The sequence below is a fragment of the Niabella beijingensis genome (assembly GCF_020034665.1).
Classification (GTDB): domain Bacteria; phylum Bacteroidota; class Bacteroidia; order Chitinophagales; family Chitinophagaceae; genus Niabella; species Niabella beijingensis.
On the sequence record NZ_JAIQDI010000002.1, the window covers coordinates 1,242,569 to 1,263,866 of the forward strand.

Annotated in this window: 13 protein-coding genes and 1 pseudogene; 11 read left to right on the top strand and 3 right to left on the bottom strand. The window is 47.2% G+C overall.

Features of this window, described 5'->3' with window-relative positions:
* The first annotated feature begins 34 nt into the window (after nucleotides 1-34).
* Genes K7B07_RS21265 through K7B07_RS21280 form a run of 4 tightly spaced genes read left to right on the top strand, consistent with a single transcriptional unit; the run spans nucleotide 35 to nucleotide 4,878 of the window.
* A complete protein-coding gene (locus K7B07_RS21265; protein ID WP_223712557.1) occupies nucleotides 35-616 on the top strand; it encodes a hypothetical protein in 582 nt (193 codons plus the stop codon).
* A 15-nt stretch (nucleotides 617-631) separates the two neighbouring features.
* Nucleotides 632-3,238, top strand: a complete 2,607-nt coding sequence (locus K7B07_RS21270; protein WP_223712558.1) for a phosphatidylglycerol lysyltransferase domain-containing protein — start codon at nucleotides 632-634, stop codon at nucleotides 3,236-3,238.
* 3 nt (nucleotides 3,239-3,241) lie between these two features.
* Nucleotides 3,242-3,907, top strand: a complete 666-nt coding sequence (locus K7B07_RS21275; RefSeq protein WP_223712559.1) for a virulence factor — start codon at nucleotides 3,242-3,244, stop codon at nucleotides 3,905-3,907.
* Nucleotides 3,907-4,878 (top strand): DUF4421 family protein, encoded by a 972-nt coding sequence (locus K7B07_RS21280; protein ID WP_223712560.1) that lies wholly within the window; start codon nucleotides 3,907-3,909, stop codon nucleotides 4,876-4,878. The genes K7B07_RS21275 and K7B07_RS21280 overlap by 1 nt, the downstream gene beginning before the upstream one ends.
* Nucleotides 4,879-4,964: 86 nt before the next feature.
* Here the strand turns inward: K7B07_RS21280 and K7B07_RS21285 are convergent, their stop codons facing one another.
* Together K7B07_RS21285 and K7B07_RS21290 are read right to left on the bottom strand one after the other, a co-directional pair.
* Nucleotides 4,965-6,323, bottom strand: coding sequence for a sensor histidine kinase (locus tag K7B07_RS21285; protein ID WP_223712561.1), 1,359 nt, complete (start codon nucleotides 6,321-6,323; stop codon nucleotides 4,965-4,967).
* A complete protein-coding gene (locus K7B07_RS21290; RefSeq protein WP_223712562.1) occupies nucleotides 6,310-7,668 on the bottom strand; it encodes a sigma-54-dependent transcriptional regulator in 1,359 nt (452 codons plus the stop codon). Before K7B07_RS21290 ends, K7B07_RS21285 begins: the two co-directional genes overlap by 14 nt.
* Before the next feature lie 215 nt (nucleotides 7,669-7,883).
* Here K7B07_RS21290 and K7B07_RS21295 point away from each other — a divergent pair, with 215 nt between their 5' ends.
* Both K7B07_RS21295 and K7B07_RS21300 read left to right on the top strand, forming a co-directional pair.
* Nucleotides 7,884-8,327 (top strand): hypothetical protein, encoded by a 444-nt coding sequence (locus tag K7B07_RS21295; protein ID WP_223712563.1) that lies wholly within the window; start codon nucleotides 7,884-7,886, stop codon nucleotides 8,325-8,327.
* A gap of 374 nt (nucleotides 8,328-8,701) precedes the next feature.
* The gene (locus K7B07_RS21300; RefSeq protein WP_223712564.1) at nucleotides 8,702-9,955 is read left to right on the top strand and encodes an efflux RND transporter periplasmic adaptor subunit; all 1,254 of its coding nucleotides are present in this window, start codon (nucleotides 8,702-8,704) and stop codon (nucleotides 9,953-9,955) included.
* Nucleotides 9,956-10,037: 82 nt separating this feature from the next.
* On the opposite strand, the pseudogene K7B07_RS21305 reads toward K7B07_RS21300, so the two are convergent.
* Nucleotides 10,038-10,385, bottom strand: a pseudogene (locus K7B07_RS21305) (four helix bundle protein).
* A 149-nt stretch (nucleotides 10,386-10,534) separates the two neighbouring features.
* Here K7B07_RS21305 and K7B07_RS21310 point away from each other — a divergent pair.
* The 5 genes from K7B07_RS21310 (at nucleotide 10,535) to K7B07_RS21330 (ending at nucleotide 21,277) form a co-directional block, all read left to right on the top strand.
* Nucleotides 10,535-11,212 carry an ABC transporter ATP-binding protein gene (locus tag K7B07_RS21310; RefSeq protein ID WP_223712565.1) on the top strand — a complete coding sequence of 226 codons (678 nt, stop codon included), beginning with the start codon at nucleotides 10,535-10,537 and terminating at the stop codon, nucleotides 11,210-11,212.
* A gap of 313 nt (nucleotides 11,213-11,525) precedes the next feature.
* A complete protein-coding gene (locus K7B07_RS21315; protein WP_223712566.1) occupies nucleotides 11,526-13,883 on the top strand; it encodes an ABC transporter permease in 2,358 nt (785 codons plus the stop codon).
* A 70-nt stretch (nucleotides 13,884-13,953) separates the two neighbouring features.
* Nucleotides 13,954-16,326, top strand: coding sequence for an ABC transporter permease (locus tag K7B07_RS21320; RefSeq protein ID WP_223712567.1), 2,373 nt, complete (start codon nucleotides 13,954-13,956; stop codon nucleotides 16,324-16,326).
* Nucleotides 16,327-16,438: 112 nt separating this feature from the next.
* On the top strand, nucleotides 16,439-18,811 hold the full coding sequence (locus tag K7B07_RS21325; RefSeq protein WP_223712568.1) for an ABC transporter permease: 2,373 nt from the start codon (nucleotides 16,439-16,441) through the stop codon (nucleotides 18,809-18,811).
* A gap of 42 nt (nucleotides 18,812-18,853) precedes the next feature.
* Entirely contained in the window at nucleotides 18,854-21,277 is a 2,424-nt protein-coding gene (locus K7B07_RS21330) for an ABC transporter permease (protein ID WP_223712569.1), read from the top strand.
* Nucleotides 21,278-21,298: the final 21 nt, after the last annotated feature.

The window sequence follows — 21,298 nt, forward strand, 5'->3', positions numbered from 1 at the left end:
GCTGAGGTTGTCTTTTTTAATTGTAATTTTGTCTATGCTTTTTTTAAACCAACGCTTTCGGGGAAACACATTCCTGGCTACTGTTTTCTGTTTATTCCTGCTCGCAAAAGCAGACGCACAATCCCGTTCCAATCTCCGGTTGAATGTCGAAGACCTTTACAGCACGCATGGAAATCATTTTCCGGGCGTAAGCGCTTCGTACAACCGATATTTTGGCAAAAAATGGGAGCTGGGTGCCGGCATGGAATACTCCTATACCGGCTATCATGATGATAATGGCTGGGATCTTTATCATCTGAATTTTATTCCGGTTTATCTGAGTGAGTATTTTTATATCGGCACATTCAACCGCTGGAAGCCCTACGTACATCTGCAGGAGGGTGTTAGTTTTGCACGGTATGATAAAGAGTTCCAGGACCAGCCCGGCGTACGTTACAAGATCCGGGAGGCCGGCTTTTACGGATACGGCGGTGCCGGTACCGGGTATGTATTCACTCAAAAGTCGGGATTATTTCTCGAAGCTGGTATGAAGGCCTTTCACCTTTCTTTTAACAATTTAGATGTAAATCCGCATGGTTTTGCGTTGAAATTGGGCTATGTTTACCGGCTTAAATAACTGAACCAAATCTATATGAAAGAGCGGCTATTAAAACAGATCCGGAGATTTTCGCCCAAGACCTATTGGAAGGAGATCCTGGCTGTGCTCGTTATCCTGCTGGCCTTTGTATTTTTCAGAAGCGAGCGTAAGGAGCTGCAATCCATCATGCCCCAGCTGCGGGCTGCAGATGGCAGCTGGATCATTGCCGGGCTGGCCGTTTCCGCCTTATATGTACTGCTCCAGGCCCTGATGTATATTTACAGTTTCCGGGCAATGGGCATGCAGCTGAAACTGTCGGATGCTGTGGAGCTTTTTCTAAAGCGGAATTTTTTAAGTGTATTCCTGCCTGCGGGCGGTATCAGTTCCCTGGCGTACACCACATCGCAGCTGCGTAAACGGAACCTGAATGCCACACAGATCCACCAGGCCAGCGCAATCTATGGCTATGTAGGGCTGCTCACTGTTTTCCTGATAGGAGTGCCGGTTATCCTCTATACTATCGGTAAACAACGGCATGCCGGTGCGGCGGGACTTTCGCTGCTGTTGCTGGGGCTGTTATTGGGCGCGGTCTTTTTTATCGTTTATTCATTCCGGGAAAAGAGAAAACTATACCTGTGGATCAGCAGGAAATTTCCTTCGGTGATCAATAATATTGATGAGATCTTTTCGGGGACTGTAAACCGGCAGCAGCTATGGCGGACCATCGCGGCTTCACTGGCAATCGAATGTTGCGGCATTGCTCATGTTTATATCAGCATCTACGCACTGGGTGCCACGCCTTCATTTCAGGTGGCGGCTGTAGGCTATACACTTTCCGTGGTACTGATGATCCTGTCTCCGTTTTTGCGCGGCCTGGGAGCTGTTGAGTTCACGATGCTGTATATTTTTATGGGCTATGGATACCGGCATGATGAAGGGCTGGGGATCACCCTGCTGTACCGCGTATTTGAATTTTGGATCCCGTTGCTGCTGGGATTGTTTGCCTTTATATGGAGAGGCCGGCAGTTAGTGGCACGTATCGTGCCGGCGGTTGCCATTTTCTTTCTGGGGATCGTGAATATTATTTCCGTGGCTACACCACCGCTGGCAGAACGTATGCGGCTGGACCGGTATTATCTTCCGGTGGAGGCCATTCATGCTTCCAAGCTGATGGTACTGGTACTGGGTGTTTCCCTGCTGGTTACATCCGCCTACCTGATCAAAGGATTACGGGCCGCATGGGTGGCCGCTCTTATATTTACTGCGCTTTCCATCCTCGGTAATATTGCAAAAGCGCTGGATTATGAAGAAAGTCTGCTTGCCGGCTTTATACTGGTGCTGCTGATCACCAACAGCAGACAATACCGTATCCGTGAAAATCCCAAATGGATCCGGATCGGCTTTACTACTTTTTTTATCACACTGATCTCTGTCTGCCTGTTTGATTTTCTTAGTTTTTATTTTATCGATAAACGGCATTTTGGAATCGATTTCAACTGGCGTCAGTCGCTGTATTATACACTGAGAAGTTTCCTGTTGTTTTCCGATGATGAGCTCACACCGAAAACTCTTTTTGGCCGCGATTTTGTAAATATCACACGGTTTCTCGGAACCTGCTCCTGGCTGCTTCTGATCTATTCGCTGTTACGCCCGCGGATCTTTGTTGATGCGGCTCCGGATCCGAAGACCGCTGCGGAACTGGCAAAGGAAATATTGGAAGAACATGGCCGGTCAGCAGTGGATTATTTTAAGACCATGGCCGATAAACAACTGTTCTTTTCCGGTGTTACCAACGGGTTTACGGCTTACCGGGTCGCCAATGATTTTGCCGTAGTGCTGGAAGAACCGGTGTGTGCCGCAGAAGACAAAATAGAAGTACTTGCAGAATTTGAGCGCTTCTGCCGGCAGGAGGGTCTAAAGACGGTGTACTACCGGGTGGACGAAAGCAGTCTCTTGTATTTTGAGAACCTGAGAAAGATGAAGATCTTTCTGGGCCAGGAGGCCATCATGGAAGTAGGCCGGTTTACACTGGAGGGCAAAGACCGGAAATCCATGCGTAACGGACTGAACAGCCTGCAGAAAAAGGGATACAAAACCGTATTGGTCAGGGCCCCCCAAACCGATGCATTCCTGGAGGAACTGAGATCGGTGTCGGATGAGTGGCTGGATAAGTTTGAAAAAAAAGAGCTGGTATTCTCTCAGGGAATGTTTAACCGGGACGAGATCCGGAGCTCGGATGTGATCGTTGTAAAAGATGCGGATGGCACGGTACAGGCCTTTCTGAACATTATCCGGGATTATACGCCGGAAGAGTGTACCTACGACCTGATCCGCAAGCGGCTGGAAGCTCCTGGGGGATGTATGGATGCCCTGATCGTAAAGCTGACAGAATATGCCCGGGAAAAAGAGTATAAATACCTGAACCTGGGAATGATCCCGCTGAACGGGATGGAGGCCCCGGATAACCCGGCAGAACGGATCATCAAATATGCGTCGCAGCGCATGGGCAGTTTCCGGCATTATAAAACATTACGTGATTTTAAAGAAAAATACGCGACCATCTGGGAAAATAAATACATGATCTTTGGCAATGATTTTGATCTGTTACAGATTCCCGGAGCGCTCCGAAAAGTAATGAAACCTTTATCAGATACAAATTAAGAAATGAAAACGATCTGTTTTTTTTATGGACTGTTATTCTCCTTTTATGCGGCCGCTTCACCCGCAGCGGAGCTGCCATTGAAGAGCTGGCAGGGCAACGATAAAATACCCCTGGTATTCTATATAAGCGGAGATGGGGGATTGAACAGCTTTACCAATGATTTCTGTAAGGCGGTCAACCAGTCGGGCTATACGATCACGGCCATCAATTCAAAATCCTATTTCTGGAATAAAAAAACACCGGAGCAGGTAGCGGCAGAACTGACCACCTATCTTGAAGGGGCATTCAAAGGCCGGCAGAACCAGCAGCTGCTTATCATAGGGTATTCTTTCGGGGCAGATGTAACGCCCTTTATCCTCAACCGGCTGGGACATGATATTAAAAATAAAATCGTGCGTACTGTGCTTTTGGCGCCCTCATCAACCACAGATTTTGTGATCCGTGTGGCCGATATGTGGGGTACTGCCAAAAAAAGGAGTATGGATGTCGTGGCTGAGATCAACCGGTCTTCAGGTCAGCGTATCGTGGCCATACTGCCGGGCGATGATAAAGACTTCCCGGTGCAGTCGGTAAAGCTGGGGAGTTTTAAAGCAGCTTATTTAAAAGGCGGGCATCATTTTGATGGTGATACGACAGGACTTGTAAAAGTAGTTTCGGGTTATTTCTGATGAAAGTGTATTGCAGGTATATACTGACCCTGCTGTTTGCAGCAACAGGTGTGGCACGGGGCCAGGTAGCGCAGGACAGTAGCTTTATTGGCAAATTCGACCGGGAAAATACAATTGAAGTATATCCCGGTTACAATACGACGCGTTTTAATTTTGCGGGTTTTGGTAAAAGGCCGTCGCAATTCCGGCTTACAGCAAATTCCAATGCATACACCGGTTTTTTTGTCAACTATAAATGGTTGTCTTTTCAATATGCCTGGGGGATACCGGGAACGGAACTGGCGAAGGGTGTTAAACTGAAACATATTTCATTTTCCTTTCGCTATAACCGGCCCAGGATGAGTTTTTATCCTTTTTTCGACAGGTATGACGGACTATTGCTGCAAACCGAAAAACCACATACACATTTCGACTCATTCCGGGGTATGCAGCTGTTCCGTGCCGGTGCCCGGATTTATTATTTTACCAATACGGAGCGGTATGCGTACAGGGCCGGTCTCTCGTTTTCGGAACGTCAGCTCCGGTCAGCCGGCAGTGTCATCTTCAGTGTTATCCCGCAATGGCAGCGGATCAACTGGAAAACACCATCGCGTGCACTGATCCGGGATTCCGTAACCTATCAGCTGCTGGCTTCCGGTCCCCAGTGGCTGAGCTTCGTAGTAGGTACCGGATATAATTATAACTGGGCGTTGCGGAATGGGAAATGGATCATATCACCCACACTGATCGGAGGGATTGGAGCTGTTAAGGAACTCAACAATACACGATCCGTACAGCCGGTATTAAACCTCCAGGCCTGGATCAATGCCGGTTATAGCGGCCCCGTATATTATGCCTATGTCAGCGGGAGCATACAGGCTACACAAACGCATCTTATCGTAAGAAAACTGAACGCGATGGACAACGAAATATCCCTCACCCTGGGATACCGGTTTAAAAGCCGTCCGAAGAAGCTACTCGGGATTTTATGATGAGCAATCAGCTTTCAGCTGTCAGTAATGAGCATCGGGACTGTTGCTGCGGTGAGGTCCCGATTCTGGATGCGCTGATCGCACCGCTAATTACCAACCGCTCCTCCAAAATGAAGCAGGAATACTGTGCCTTCACCTTCTTTGCTTTTCATCTGAATACTGCCTTTATGAAGGAGCATGATCTGTTTGCAAAGACTAAGACCGATACCATTACCGTTTTTCCGGGTGCTGAAGAACGGAATGAATATCTGGTCGGCGATATCATTCGGAATACCCACCCCGTTATCGGCGATCCGGATATACGGACGGTCCGCTTCATGGAGCGCGGAAAGCGTGATCTGTGGCTCAGCCTGCATCCGCACGGCCTCGATGGCATTCGTCATCAGATTGATCAGCACCTGTTCGATCAGGCTGGTATCCGCCTGTACGCTCAGGAACGGATCTTTTAAGATTACATCCAGCTGAATATTTTTCTGATCCAGCATGGGCTGCATCAGGTTCTGAAGGTTTTCGAAGATATCACTGATGAGTACTTTTTTGAAAACCGGTTTGGTGATCTTATTGAGATTGCGGTAAGTAATAGCAAAGCGTTGCAATCCCTCACTGCGTTTTTTTATGGTTTCGAGTCCGAGTCGCAGATCCTCCGGATCGATCAGTGCAGACCCACCGTCCTGCTCTTTCGGCTCCAGCTGCTTCTTCAGGGTATCGGCCAGGGAAGAGATCGGCGCCACGGAATTCATGATCTCGTGGGTCATCACATTCAGCAGTTTTTGCCAGGCCACCGATTCCGTTTCATCCAGTGTTCCTTTAATGCTTTGAATGGAGATCAGTTTATCGGTCTTTCCATCTGTCGTAAAAAGGGTGGCGCTGATCAGCAGCTTTTCATCCAGCATGCCTTTTTTAAAAGTGAAAACATGGGCCTGACCGGTTTCAATTTCCAGCAACAATTCCAGGAATCCCGAGTTCCGTTTTTCGAGGGCATGCACATTTTTAAAATACGGAATATCGGTCATTTTTTTAAATGCCTCATTCATCCAGTTGATGTCTCCGGTATTATTATTGAAGGAAAGAATGCCGATGCCGGTCAGCTCCAGGATCGTTTGCAGGTAAATGTTTTCAGCCTTCCGTTCTTTATTGACCGCCTTAAACCGATCGTTGATCGAGTTCAGACCGGTGAGCAGTTTTTTCATATCCCCGTTGGACGAAGCGGTGTTGTAATTTTTGCTGAAATCATTGTACTTAACCGCCTCTACAAATTCAAGGATGATCTTATCGGTTTTCTCAGCGGTTTGAAGGATACGGGCCATCATATAGATCCAGAAGGGGAAGCAGGCCACTGCCCACCACCATTCCCGGCGGATACAGCACCAGGCGATCACTGCTGTTAGAGCAAGCAGCAGCAGGATCTCTGCGACCAGTCCGATTCGTTTTCTATTCAATATCATATTTATTCAGCCTGCGATAAAGTGCGGTCCGTGTCAGGCCCAGTTCTTTAGCCGCCTTTGTAATATTGCCGTTATTTTTTTCAATGGCAAGCAGGATGGCGTTCCGTTCAAGAACGTTGAGGTTAATGGACTCTGGTGCCTTTGTCAGCTCCACCTCGCGGCTTTCAATGGGAGAAAAAACGATATCACCGGGGAGCAGCTGTTCCCCGTCGCTCATGATCACCGCCCGTTCGATGGCATATTGCAGTTCCCGCACGTTACCGGGATAGTGGTAGTGATTGAGTTTGTCGATTGTTTTTTTATCCAGCTCCAGGTTGGGCTTAAAGTATTTTTCCTTGTATTGTTTTACAAAATGCCGGGCCAGCAGTTCAATATCGCCGGCTCTCTTCCGCAGCGGAGGCAACATGATCTCCACAGTATTGATCCGGTAAATAAGATCTTTGCGGAATCGTTTTTCATTGGCCAGTTCTTCAAGGGGCACGTTAGTGGCGCAGATCAGCCGGATGTCAATGGGTACGGGCTGATGGGAACCGAGTTTCGTTACCTGTCTGTTTTGAAGTACGGTCAGCAAGCGGGCCTGCTGGTGCAGCGTGATGTTGCCGATCTCATCCAGGAATAATGTGCCGCTGTTGGCCGCTTCAAAGCGCCCTGTGCGTTCCTCGCGGGCATCGGTGAATGCACCCTTTGTATGACCAAACAATTCGCTTTCAAAAAGACTTTCCGTCAGTGAGCCCACGTCTGTTTTGATAAAGGGACGCTGCGCCCGCAGGGATTGCTGGTGGATGGCATGTGCTACCAGGTCTTTACCGGTTCCGTTTTCGCCCAGCACCAGGATATTGGCGTCCGTAGGTGCGATCTTTTCGATTTTTTTTAATACATCCTGCATCGCCTCCGAATGCCCGAGTAATCCGCCGATGCCTCTGACAGCTTCCACGGCTACAGTTGCGGGTTTGCCGGTCCGCTTCTTCAGCAACTCCTTTATATTCTGAATCAGCTGGTCGTTTTGCCAGGGCTTCAGCATGAAATCTGATGCACCTTCTTTCAGCGAGCGGACAGCAAGATCTATGTCACCATAAGCAGTGATCATGATGATGGAAGCTTTGGACCCGAGTTCTCTGATCTTCCGCAACCAGTACAACCCTTCATTGCCGGTGTTGATGCTGCTGTTAAAGTTCATATCCATCAATACCAGGTCAAAGTCCTTCTTCGAAAAAACCGAACGGAGATTTTCCGGATTCTTTTCCGTGGTCACTTCCTTAACCTGCGATTTTAAAAGGAGTCGTGCTGCGGTCAGCACATCCGGATCGTCGTCTACGATCAATATGGAGGCATCTTTTAGTAACATAGTCTATACAAAAATGAGAATACTAGGCGGGATAACAAATATTCGCTTCCAAAATTTTTACAGATGTATCAAAAACAGACGTTTGGTGTCCGCTTTTATCCGTTTTTTCAGGAATGAATAAGCGTAAGTTACTGATAGATAGTTTGTTGTTATTGTGGCACGTTGTTTCAATACACTAATCAAACAAGAATATTAAAATTTTAAAACTTATAACAATGAAAAAGTTAGTATTGATCGCAGCGGCCTTTATCGTATTGCAGGCAAATGCAGTAAACGATAATCCCATTAATGAAAAAGTAAAGAAAACATTTGAGATGGTTTTTGCAAAAGCAGAAAACGTACAATGGAGAACCGACAATGAGCGTAATGAAGCAAGCTTTAGTCTTGGTAATACGAAAGTACGTGCGGTTATTGATAATAACGGGCAACTGATCCGCACGATCCGTTACTACGGGGAGGATGGTCTTCCGGCAGCGATCCGTTACAGCCTGAAAAAGAAATATGAAAACAAAGCCATCATCAACGTTTCTGAATTGAGCGAGAATGACGGTGTTGTTTATTATGTGACATTAAAAGATGAAAAACACATGATCACCACAGTAATGAACAGCACCGGTGAGGTGATCCGGTCTCAAAAATATAAAAGAGGGGATATCTGATATCGCCCACCGAATTCTCATGTATATATACGGAGTGGGTAGTCTTATCTGCTCCCTTTTTTAACCCTGGGGAGAAGTAACAAGTGAATGGCAAGGGGTAGGTGCAGAGTGAAGAACTGCAAAGTCGTGTCTGAAGCCTGAGATCCCGGATCTGAAAGCTCATGTCTGATTGCTGATAACCAACAGCGAAGTGTATCAAAAACGGACAGTTTCTGTGCGGTAACGGACAAAAAAATAAACTTTAGCGGAACAATATCCTTGCAATCAATTGTTTAGTAAATTGGCATATTGTTGAATGAATAAATGAACATGTGCGGCTTAACGCGAAAAGGATTGCACAGTATCAAAAGCACATCACGGAAAAAACGGTAAACGTGGACAGAGTTATTGAGAAAAAATTTTGGAATAAAAAACGGATATGGACCATTGCCGGTATCACCGCGCTGGCGCTGCTGATCATTTTCAGTATTGTAATGGCCAGCGGTAAAAGCAAACTGAATGTGGATGTGGAACGCATCACTATCAGCGAAGTGAAAAAAGCCGCTTTTAAAGAATACATACCTGTGAACGGGGTGGTGTTGCCCATCAGTACCATTTACCTGGATGCTATGGAAGGGGGAAGGGTGGAAGAGAAATATGTGGAAGACGGCGCCATGATGAAAAAGGGAGAACCCATAGTACGACTCAGCAATACCGACCTCGAGTTGAACCTGATCGGGCAGCAGTCCTCGGTATATACCACGCTGGCGCAGGTGCAGCTGGCCAAGGCGACCGCGCAGCAAAACACGGTAAATAATCTGAACCAGATGACAGATGCCGAAAGCCAGCTGAAGGAGGCGGAACGTTTGTATAACCTGAATAAATACCTTTATGAAAACAAAGCAATCGGCGAACAGGAATTCCGGAAATCCGAAATCGACTATAATTATAAACGCAAAAAAAGAGACCTTGCAGAACGCATCACCAAGCAGGATGCTGAATCCAACCAGCTACAAACCAAACAGGCGGGTCAGTCCTTTAGTAATTCTCAAAAAGCACTGACCCTCTATAGCCGGAAAGTGGGTGACCTGATATTAAGAGCTCCGGTAGACGGACAGCTGACCTCCCTGGATGCAGAGATCGGACAGTCGAAAAATAAAGGCGAGCGCCTCGGCCAGATCGATGTGCTGACAGGATATAAAGTCCGGGTGGATATTGATGAACACTATATCTCACGTGTGTTCAACGGGCTGACCGGGGATGCAACCGTAGCGGGAAAGAGCTACCAGCTGCGGGTTAAAAAAATATATACCCAGGTGACCAACGGACGGTTTCAGGTGGATATGGAATTTATCGGGACGGTTCCCAAAGACATCCGCCGCGGGCAAACCCTGCAGATCAGTCTTGCGCTTAGTGACGAAAGCACGGCGATACTGCTGGCCAAAGGCGGATTCAATCAGCAAACAGGGGGTAACTGGGTGTTTAAACTTACCGATGACGGCAAAACAGCTTATAAGGCGGAGGTACAGCTGGGCCGCCAGAACCCGGACTACTATGAAGTATTGAAAGGACTGAAACCCGGAGATAAAGTGATCACGAGCAGTTATGAAAATTTTGGAGATATGCAGGAACTGGTATTGAAAAAGTAGTGGTGAGCTATGAGATGACAGAATAGAGATCAATTCCAGGATTGAAGTATTATCATGAAGATTGAAATCTAAAAGATGTAAGCTACAGTTTTTTTGAATACGCATGGATCATCTTCCGGATTTCAACTGTTCTGAATGAAAAAGAGTTAAAGTCATCGGAAGATATAAAACCGAGATCTTTTGATAAGATGAGTTGATATTCAGGTTCGGAAGCGGATCCGATAGCAAAGATCAGGAACCGTCAGCAATCTTGTTTTGTCGCACGCCCGGAGCCTTCAGCTATATTGGTAGCGATAGAAGAGGCTGACCGCCGCATCTGAGAAACGAGACCGAATTGTTCTTCTTTTGGAAAGCCTGCGGTTAATTTATAAATGTCTAATGTAAAAACATGTGCTTTCTGCCAGGCGATTAAATTTTGGTAGTTTAACATGGTAAACGAATTTAAAAATAATTATATATAAATGTACGGAAAAGAAATTGCAGACCTGATATTCGATTCTGGTGTTTTCTCAATTCTCGAATCTTAATTCTCAATCTCAAAGCTTTAGCATTATTCTCACCTCAAATTGAATCCATTAAATGATTAAGATAACCAACCTCGAAAAAATCTACCGCACGGAAGAAGTGGAAACCGTTGCACTGAATGATCTTTCGTTTGAAGTAAAAGAAGGAGAATTTGTAGCGGTAATGGGCCCCTCCGGCTGCGGTAAATCAACACTGCTGAATATACTCGGGCTGCTGGATGATCCCGATTCGGGCAGTTTTGTATTTAATGGGGTAGAGGTCGCCAAGTTCAATGAACGCAAGCGGGCGGATATGCGGAAAAAGAACATCGGGTTCGTGTTCCAGAGCTTTAACCTTATTGATGAACTGACTGTTTTTGAAAACGTGGAGCTGCCCCTGATGTATGCCGGGGTAAAAAAATCCGACCGGAAGGCCCGTGTGGATGAAGTGCTGGAAAAAGTGCAGATCATGCACCGCCGCAACCACTTCCCGCAACAGCTTTCGGGAGGACAGCAACAACGTGTGGCCGTTGCAAGAGCCGTAGTGAATAAACCCAAATTGATCCTGGCTGATGAGCCCACCGGTAACCTGGACAGCAGTAACGGGAATGAGGTCATGCAGATGCTTACTGATCTCAATGAAGCCGGTACCACCATCGTAATGGTTACGCACAGCGAACATGATGCGCGTTACAGTCACCGGATCATCCGGATGCTCGACGGGCATACGGTTACAGAGAATATCCTGGTATAAAGAAGAATCTTCCGGTTACATGTAACATTCTTCTGATAATTACGATATATAGGTGGGAAACGGATTGTGGAACTACACGTCGCGCCTACAACGAACACCACAGCCCGCTGACTTTAACAGGACGCTGTGAGGCGGTACGAAGCCGGAAGTTGCTTTAAGATATTTACCGGCCGGATAGAACAGGAATGAAGGTGTGGCGAACCGGTTGGACCGGCAGGATATATCAGCGGATCGAAATAGTATCGCCTAAATCTCAAAATTTCATGTTTCAAAACCGATGGTAAAAAACTTTTTTAAAACAGCGTGGCGGAATATGAGGCGAAACCTGGGTTTCAGCCTCATCAATGTATTTGGCCTGATGATTGGTATGGTTTGCGCTGCGCTGATCTTTTTATGGATCCAATACAAATATGAGTACAACCGGCAGTGGAAACATGCTGACGGCATCTATATTTTTGAAAATAACCAGTTCTATGGTAAGGATATAAAAACGTTTAGTGCAACCAGTGGCCCACTTGCACAGACTGCTTATAATGAGATTCCCGGATTTGATAAGGTGGTTCGTGTGTTGAGCGAAGGGGGTGTCTTTTCTGTAGGAGATAAATACCTGAATCAGTCCGGTATCTATGCCGACAGCTCCTTCTTCGATATTTTTCCCTTTCCAGCAGTACACCGGTCTGTTGATTTTTCACTGAATAATCCTACACAAATCGCCATTTCATCAAAAATGGCGGCAGCCTATTTTGACAAAGGCGATCCGATCGGAAAAACGATGACGCTGAATAAAAAGGACCCTTTTATTGTTGGAATGGTATATGATATCCCCTCTACCAATACATCACTGACACCGGATTATGTCCTGCCGATGCGTTTTGCCATGGCCGACTCCGGTTTTGTAAAACAATGGAGTCAGTGGGGTAACTGTGGCATGCGGACGTATGCCACGCTGGATCAGAATGCATCAGTTGTCAACATAAACCAGCGTTTAAAAGGGCTGATCCGCTCCAAGACCGGGAACGATGTTCCGCATGAAGTATTTCTGTATCCTCTTACCCGGCTGGGGCTGTACAACACTTTCGAGGAAGGAAAAGAGGTGAGCGACAAAGGGAACATAAAATATGTACGGTTGTTCTTTATGGTGGCGTTGGTGATCCTGCTTATCGCCTGCATCAATTTTATGAACCTGTCCACGGCACGCAGTGAAAAAAGGGCGATGGAAATCGGGCTCAAAAAGGTGGTGGGCGCTACCCGGCTGCAACTAATGCTGCAGTTTATTTTCGAAAGCCTGTTGATGGCGTTAATAGCCGCTGGTTTCGCCATTTTATTGCTGCTGATCGTAACACCTTGGTTTGCGGCACTGGTAGAGCTGCCGTTGCGGTTTCGTATATTGGATCCGCTGCACCTGTTCAGTTTATTGGGTGTAGGGCTGTTCTGCGGATTGCTGGCGGGCATTTATCCCTGTTTATACCTGTCTTCCTTCCGGCCCGCCAACGCTATTAAAAAGCAACTGACAAAGGGCCGGGATGGTGCCGGTATTATACGGAAAGCACTGGTGGTGGCCCAGTTTTCGATCTCGATTATATTGATCATCGCTACGATTGTAATTAATAAACAGATCATTTATACCCGTAACCGCGATCTCGGGTTTGACCGGGATCAGATCCTGGTACTGAACGCAACAGCTCCGGTCACCGGTAGTTTTGAAGCTCTGCGTAATAACCTGATGCGGGCGGGTGTGGCAAAAGAAGTGGCCATGTCCACCAGCAGCGTTTTTTCGATGTTCAGTAACGGAGGGGGCTTCCGCTGGAAGGGGGGCGAGAATTTGCAGGATGCCCTGATCACCCAGGCATTGGTAAGCCCGCAGTATTTTAAACTGATGGGAATAAAGATCAATGACGGACGCGCATTTCATGACAATATAAAACAGGATAGTAACAGCGTTATTATCAACGATGCCATGGCCAAACTGATGGGAGCGGAAGGCAGGGCCGGGAAGATCCTTTACCGGGGGGATGATGGTACGATGCCTATTGTTGGGGTTACCGGGAGTTTTTCCGTTAATAACATTTATGAAAAGCCTGAGCCGATCATTTTTTATGCATCGGATGCCAAGGGATTTTTGAACTGGGGTAGCGTTCTGTTTATAAAACTTACGGGGAACGCCAGCCAGGCACAAACGCTGGGTACAATAGAAGGGGAGATCAAAAAGATCGATTCAGGGTTCCCTTTTGAATACCATTTCCTGGATGAAGAATACGATAAGCTGTTCAAGGGGATCCGGTTTGCCGGAAACCTGGCACTTTTGTTCGGAAGCCTGGCCATATTTATTTCCTGTCTGGGCCTGTTGGGATTGTCTGCATTTATGACGGAGCAGCGAAAAAAGGAGATCGGGGTAAGAAAAGTACTGGGTGCTTCTGTGTATTCCATTACCCGGTTGCTGAACCAGGATTTTATAAAGATGGTTCTGGTCGCCTGTATCATTGCGGTACCGGCAGGCGGTTACCTTATGAGTAAATGGTTGGAGGACTATAAAGATTACCATACGGGTATTTCCTGGTGGGTGTTCCTTTTGGCGATGCTGATGGCCATCATGATCGCTTTGGTTACCGTAAGTGCCCAGGCGATCCGGGCGGCTATTGCCAATCCGGTAAAGGCATTGCGTTCGGAGTAGGGAACAGAATATGGATAGTGAACGGCAGCTGATGAATAGGACGTCTCAAACCTCAAATCTGAGAAGAACAATGATCAAAAATTATTTTAAAACCGCCTGGCGCAATCTGATCCGGAATAAAGTATATTCTCTGATCAATATACTCGGTTTAAGTATCGGAATGGCAGCTTGTATACTCATCCTGTTATGGGTACAGAACCAGGTCAGCCATGATCAGTTTCATGATAAACTGGACCGTATCTATGTGACGAACAACAGGGACATAAACGATGGAATCAAGCACGCCTGGGCCTGGACCCCTAATATTATGGGTCCAACGCTTAAGAAAGATTATCCCGAAGTGGAAGATGCGGTCCGCTATTCGGACGGAAGCAATTTCCTTTTTACGGTAGGAGAGAAAAAACTGGTGCCTTCGGGTGCATTTGCCGATCCCGGTTTTCTTTCTGTATTTACCTTTCCTTTACTGAAGGGCAATGAAAAGGATGCTTTAAAAGAAGTGCATAATATTGTGCTGACCGAAAAGCTGGCTACGAGCCTGTTTGGTGCGGAAGACCCGATGGGTAAGGTTGTTAAGGTCGATAGTGCCGATCAATTTACCGTGACCGGTGTGTTGAAGAACCTGCCGGATAATACGGCTTTTGACTTTGACTACCTGTTGCCCTGGATGTATAAAGATAAATTGGGATGGACCGACAGTTCCTGGGGCAATAACTCGCTTGCCACCTATGTATTGTTAAAGCCCGGGGCTTCTCATGAGGCCTTTGATCAGAAAATAAATAAAATCACTACAGCGCATCTGACAAATGATCCGTTGTATAAAAACAGGGAAGTATTTACGCAGCCCTTTAAAGACCAGTGGTTGTATTCCAAACAGGAAAACGGCCGGTACACAGGGGGACGCATCGATATGGTACGGCTGTTTATGACCATAGCAGGACTTATTCTGATCATCGCCTGCATCAATTTTATGAACCTGAGCACGGCCCGCAGTGAGAAACGGGCCAAGGAAGTGGGCATACGGAAAGTGGTGGGCGCGCAGAAAAAAGGATTGATCGCTCAGTTCATCGGCGAGAGTGTACTGCTGTCCGGCATCGCTTTTGTATTTGCATTGACCATCGTTATCATTAGTCTGCCGGCATTCAGCAGGCTGGTGGATCAACGCCTGCACCTGCCCTTTGATAACCCCTTGTTTTGGTTGTTTGCCCTTGGTTTTATTTTATTCAGCGGAGCACTTGCAGGAAGTTATCCTGCGTTTTACCTGTCGGCATTTAATCCCGTTAAGGTATTAAAAGGATTGTTTAAATCGTCAACGGCTGCGGTAAGTCCGAGAAAAGTGCTCGTAGTCGTTCAGTTCACATTTGCGGTATTGCTGATCATTTCCACGATCATCGTGATGCAGCAGATCCGGCATGCCCAATCCAGGGATAACGGGTATGATGCCCACAACCTGGTATTCGTAACCATGAACGGCACTATTGAAAAGAACTATCAACTCATCCGGAATGAGCTGGTAAGCAGTGGAGCAGCTGTTGCGGTTACCAAATCTATGAGCCCCATTACCGAACGCTATAGCGATAGCTGGGATTTCTCATGGACGGGCAGTACGGAGGAGGACAAAAAAGTAGACTTTGTAAGAATGGCTTCAGACGCCGATTTTGTAAAAACCCTGGGAACAAAGCTGGTAGCAGGCCGTGATATTGATATTTATAAATATCCGGGAGACTCAAATGTGGTGTTGCTGAATGAAACGGCGGTTAGGATGATGCATGTTAAAGATCCGCTGACAACCCTGCTGAAAGCAGACGACAAGGATTGGCGGGTAGTGGGTGTGGTAAAGGATTTTATCTACCAGTCGCCCTATGAAAAAGTACAGCAGCTGATCGTCTTTGGCCCCGGTTCCTGGTTCAATACCATTCAATTTAAACTGAACCCGGCAAATACCACCAGGCAGAACCTGGATATTGCGGGAGGGATTTTCAAACGGTATAATTCCGAGTATCCTTTTGATTACAAGTTTGTGGATACGGAATATGCGCGGAAATTTAAAGAGGAACAGAAAACGGGAACCATGGCCGCTTTGTTTGCGGGACTGACGGTTTTCATATCCTGTCTGGGTTTATTTGCATTGTCCACCTATATGGCTGAGACGCGGATCAAAGAGATCGGTGTCCGTAAGGTATTGGGTGCTTCGGTCTTTAATATTACTTCCTTATTGTCGGGCGATTTTTTAAAGCTGGTCATTATTTCCTGTGTGGTGGCCTCACCGGTCGCGTGGTTTATCATGAACAAATGGCTGAAGAACTATGATTACCGTATTACGATCGGATGGCCGGTTTTTGCGGGAACAACCCTGCTGGTACTGGTGATTGCTTTGATCACGGTAAGCTCGCAGGCCATCCGGGCGGCCGTTGCCAACCCGGTGAAGGCATTGCGTTCGGAGTAGGGAACAGCAGCTGGTGGATAGGACACCCCGATGCCAATCTCAAATTTAAAATTTCAAATCCCAAGTCTCTGGTCTCAAATCTCAGATCTCAAACCTCAAATCTGACGAAGCAATGATCAAAAATTATCTGAAAACCGCGTGGCGAAGCCTATGGGCAAATAAATTTTACAGTTTGCTGAATGTAACCGGTCTGGCGGTGGGCCTGGCAGCTGGTATCCTGTTGCTGATCTGGGTGCAGGATGAGCGGAGTTATGATAAATTCCATCGCAATGCTAAAAATATTTTTCTCATTAATAGTGAACTGCCCTCTGAAGATAAACCGTTGTTCTGGTCGGGTGCCCCGGGGCCGCTGGCAATCATCGCAAAGAAAATTCCCGAAATAAAAGCCGTTGTAAGGGTCTCGGGTTTCGGGGAGCAATTGTCTGATGCTTCCGGCAATAAGGTGCTGCGGGAGAACCAGCTTTATTGCGTTGATAGCAGTTTCCTGTCCCTGTTCGATTTTCCATTGGTAAAGGGCAGCCGGCAGGCGTTTTTGCCGGGGTTGCATTCTGTGGCGTTAACGCGTGCCACCGCAGAAAAGCTGTTTGGAACCGCCGACGCGATCGGCAAGATTGTCCGGCACAATAAAGTGAACTTCACCGTTTCAGCAATACTGGAAAATGTTCCGGAAAATTCCACGATCCGCTTTGATGCAATTTTTCCGATGGCGCTGTATGCACAGAATTTTACACGCAATGGCGGCAATGGCGAATGGAAGACGATCGACGAGGATATGGGAAACTACAACTTCAACACCTATGTATTATTAAATCCCGGGGCGGATCCTGTGAAGGTGGGGAACGCATTTTCTGATCTGTACCGCGCAGCAAGGAATGGCGACAGTAAGACCAGTTTCCATCTGCAAAATCTCGAAGAACTGCATCTTGTCGCGAACGATGGCAACAGATCCGGTCAGCAGACCGTAAAAGTGATCCTTGCTGTAGCCATTCTTCTCCTGGTGATCGCCAGTATCAATTATGTAAATCTCTCCACTGCCCGTGCAATGGCCCGTGTAAAAGAAGTAAGCATCCGCAAGATCGTGGGCGCAGAGCGGAGCCAGCTTTTTTTTCAGTTTGTAACAGAGACCCTGCTGCTTTTCTGCCTTGCGTTGCTGCTTGCATTTGGATGCGTCCTGTTGTTGTTGCCTTTGTATAACTCGATTTCGGGGAAGGAGCTGCAACTGGGCCTGCAGGAGGGCGCTATCTGGAAAGCAATCGGAATGGCCGCACTGATCACCTTGTTGTTATCCGGCATTTATCCGGCACTGTTACTCTCTTCATTCAACCCCGCGCGGTCACTTAAAGGACAATTGGCCCCGGGAGTGGGTATAGCCGTGCTGAGAAAGGGCCTGGTAGTATTCCAGTTCTTTATTTCGATCGTACTGCTTGTTGGTACGATGGTTATGGGCCGGCAGATGAAGTACATCCGGAATAAGGACCTGGGTTTTGATAAAAGCTATGTATTCGCAACGGCCTTCCCCGATAGTGCTTGGAACCACCTCGATGCTATAAAAACGGAACTGCGGAAATCTCCCTCGGTTATATCAGTGGGAATTGCAGCAGAAAGCGATATCATGAATGTAACAAGTGGTTCCGGTGATATTGAGTGGCAGGGAAAAATGCCTGGCAAACAGATGATGATCAGTGAGGTAGCTGCTGGAAAAGATTTTTTGACGACATTAAAACTGACCTTCCTGGAAGGACAGGATTTTGCGGGCACACCTGCAGACAGTAATAAATATATTGTAAATGAAACCGCTGTAAAGCAGATGGGGTTAAAGCCGCCGTATCTGAACCAGCCCATTACTTCTCACTCCCGGAAGGGGTATATAGCGGGAGTGGTAAAAGATTTTAATTTTCAGCCACTTACAAAAGCCATCGGCCCGATTCTTTTCCATACGTTCTGGAAGGGGAATGTATTTTATATCCGTACTACCGGTAGCGGAGCGCAGGCCGCAATCCGGGCAACAGAAAAGGAGTATAAGAAGTATGCCGATAACCAGCCTTTTACCTATGAGTTTCTGGATAAAAAATTTGATGCACACTACCGGGCAGCACAACGTACGGGTACACTTTTTAACGTATTTGCAGGTATCGCGATATTTATCTCCTGCCTTGGATTGTTCGGACTGGCTACTTATACCGCACAGCGGAAAGTAAAGGAGATCGGTATCCGGAAGGTACTCGGTGCCAGTGTTCCGGGCATCGTGGGGTTGCTTTCCGCAGGTTTTTTAAAACTGATCCTGGTGGCTGTTGTACTGGCGGTACCGATATCTCATATCTGGATGCAACGCTGGCTGCAGAATTTTGCGTATGTAACGCCTCTTTCGTGGACGGTATTTGCTGTTGCTGCCGCTTTTGTATTGCTGATCGCTTTTGCAACGATATGTATACAGGCCGTCAGGGCTGCAGTTGCAAACCCTGCTCATTCGCTCCGGTCGGAATAGGGCGTATAGCAGGACTGGTTAACGTCGGAAAAAAATAAAACGATGTTCAGGAATTATTTAAAAACATTATTGCGGACGCTGCAGCGTAATAAAATGCCGGCTGCCATAAACATTATAGGGATGGCTGTGGCTTTTGCCTGTTGCATCCTGCTGCTGCTGATGGGGTACAATGAGTTTACCTACGATAATTTTCATACGAATAACAGGAATCTCTATAAGGTTTATAAGTTTAAGAACACGGCGGGCGGAACGGAATATTCCACCTCCATGTCGTTTCCCGCAGCACCGGCATTAAAGAAGGAAAATATGGGTGTGGTGAGGGCCACTAATTTTTTTCAGGGAGGGGAAGGTGTCCGCTATGGTGATAAAACCCTGCAGCGCTCCACAAACCTGGTGGATAATGATTTTTTCAGTATGTTCAGTTTTCCGGTTGTAAGAGGCGCACAGCAGCAACAGTTGGCACAGCTGAACAGCGTGGTTCTCACTGAGGGCACCGCTCAAAGCCTGTTCGGGAAAGAAGATCCCATCGGCAAGATCATCGAGGTGAATATCGGCGGCCGGTGGAACAATCTGCAGGTGAGTTCCGTATTAAAAAAGATACCGGATAATTCATCCATAACGTTCGATCTCCTGGCGCGTGCAGAGCTCAATCCTGAATACGCCGCACTGAAAAACAAATGGGATGCTTCTTTCAGCAATGTCTTCGTACAGCTGGCGCCGGGTGTATCGGGGCAGCAGGCCGAAAAGCAGCTGCGTTCCTTTACCGGAAAATATGTACCGGTGAACAGGATGTTGCTTAAAAAACAGGGATTGCAGGAAGATGCCAATGGCGATTTTTATGGATTGAAGTTGTTACCGTTGAAAGCGCTTCATTTTTCCGGAAAACTGGGTGATGGCAGAACCATCAGCAAGTCCTTTATTTATATTTTACTATTGGTAGCGGGAGTGATCCTGCTTATTGCCTGTTTCAATTTTGTAAACCTCAACATCGGACAGTCGCTGAAACGGGGCAAGGAGATCGGCATGCGCAAATGTATGGGCGCCGGTAAAAAACAGATATGGTTTCAGTTCTGGGGCGAATGTTTTTTTATATTGCTGATTGCTTTTTTGCTGGGAGGATGCCTGGTGTTTATTTGTTCCGGGCCGTTTAATCAGTTATTCGGAACGTTTATTGATCCCCGGATGGTATTTGACCCGATGATACTTGCAGGGCTGTTGCTGCTGCTGGGTGCCGTTTCATTGGTTTCCTCCGGCTATCCCTCCTTACTGCTTACCAATCTGAAAGCAACCGAGGTACTGAAGGGGAAAATAGCAGCGGAGCGGAAGAGCAGCTTCAGGAGTACCCTGATCGTGGCACAATTCGTTATCGCTATTGTACTGATCTGTGCCACAATGATCATTTACCTGCAATTTCTGCATTTGCGGGAGGCGCCGCTCGGTTATGATGCCGGTTCGCTGGTGTCTGTTCCCCTGCATGATAATGCCAAAGGGAAACAAACGATTTCAAAGATGCGCAGCTTACTGAACGCACAATCCGGTATAGTACGCATTTCCGGCAGTGATATCAACCTGGGCCGGGGACGCGACGGCTTGATAAACAAATCCTCGGTAAGCTTTGACTACGGAGATAAAATAGTCCGGACAAACCTGGTCTTTGCAGATTACGACATTATAAAAACGCTGGGGCTGCCGCTGAAGGCGGGACGTGATCTATCCGGCGGGTATGTTGCGGATACGGCACATTCAGTAATTGTAACGGAAAGTGTGGTAAAACAGTTCGGGTTGAAAGATCCCATCGGTCACTCTTTTACGATCGACAGTGCCGGGCCCAAACAACAGATCATTGGCGTGATTCCGGATTTTCATCTGTACTCGATGTTTGAAAAAACGGAGCCACTGATGATCGGTATGGAAACCGCCACAGAGCCGATCGGCTACTTGCTGGTGCGCATCAATACGCAAAACCCGGTACAGGCTATGGATCTGATAAAACAGGCATATGCTGTTGCAGAACCGGGGCTGGAATTCCGGGGTTCCTTTGTGGATGAGAATATAGAGCGCTGGTATCAGCGGGAGAAAAGTCTTACAGAAATGTTTACCCTCTCTGCAGGGATCGCAATCCTGCTTTCGTGTATGGGACTTTTCGGGGTCTCGTTTATTGTCATCAGCCAGCGGATAAAGGAAATTGGTATTCGCAAGGTATTGGGTGCCTCTGTTCCGGGCGTTGTATTGCTTATCATCCGGCAGTTTGTGAAACCCGTTCTTATCGCGTTGATCATTGCCGTGCCGATTGCTGTGTGGGCAATGGGGCAGTGGCTGCAGGGCTTCGAATATCGTATCAGCATGCACTGGTGGGTGTTTGTGGCGGCCGGGGTTATGGCATTGATCATTGCTGTACTGACGGTGGGTGTTCAGTCGGTTAAAACGGCGCTGGCCAATCCGGTGACTGCACTGCGGTCGGAATAGCGGACGAAGGCCGGCTGCATA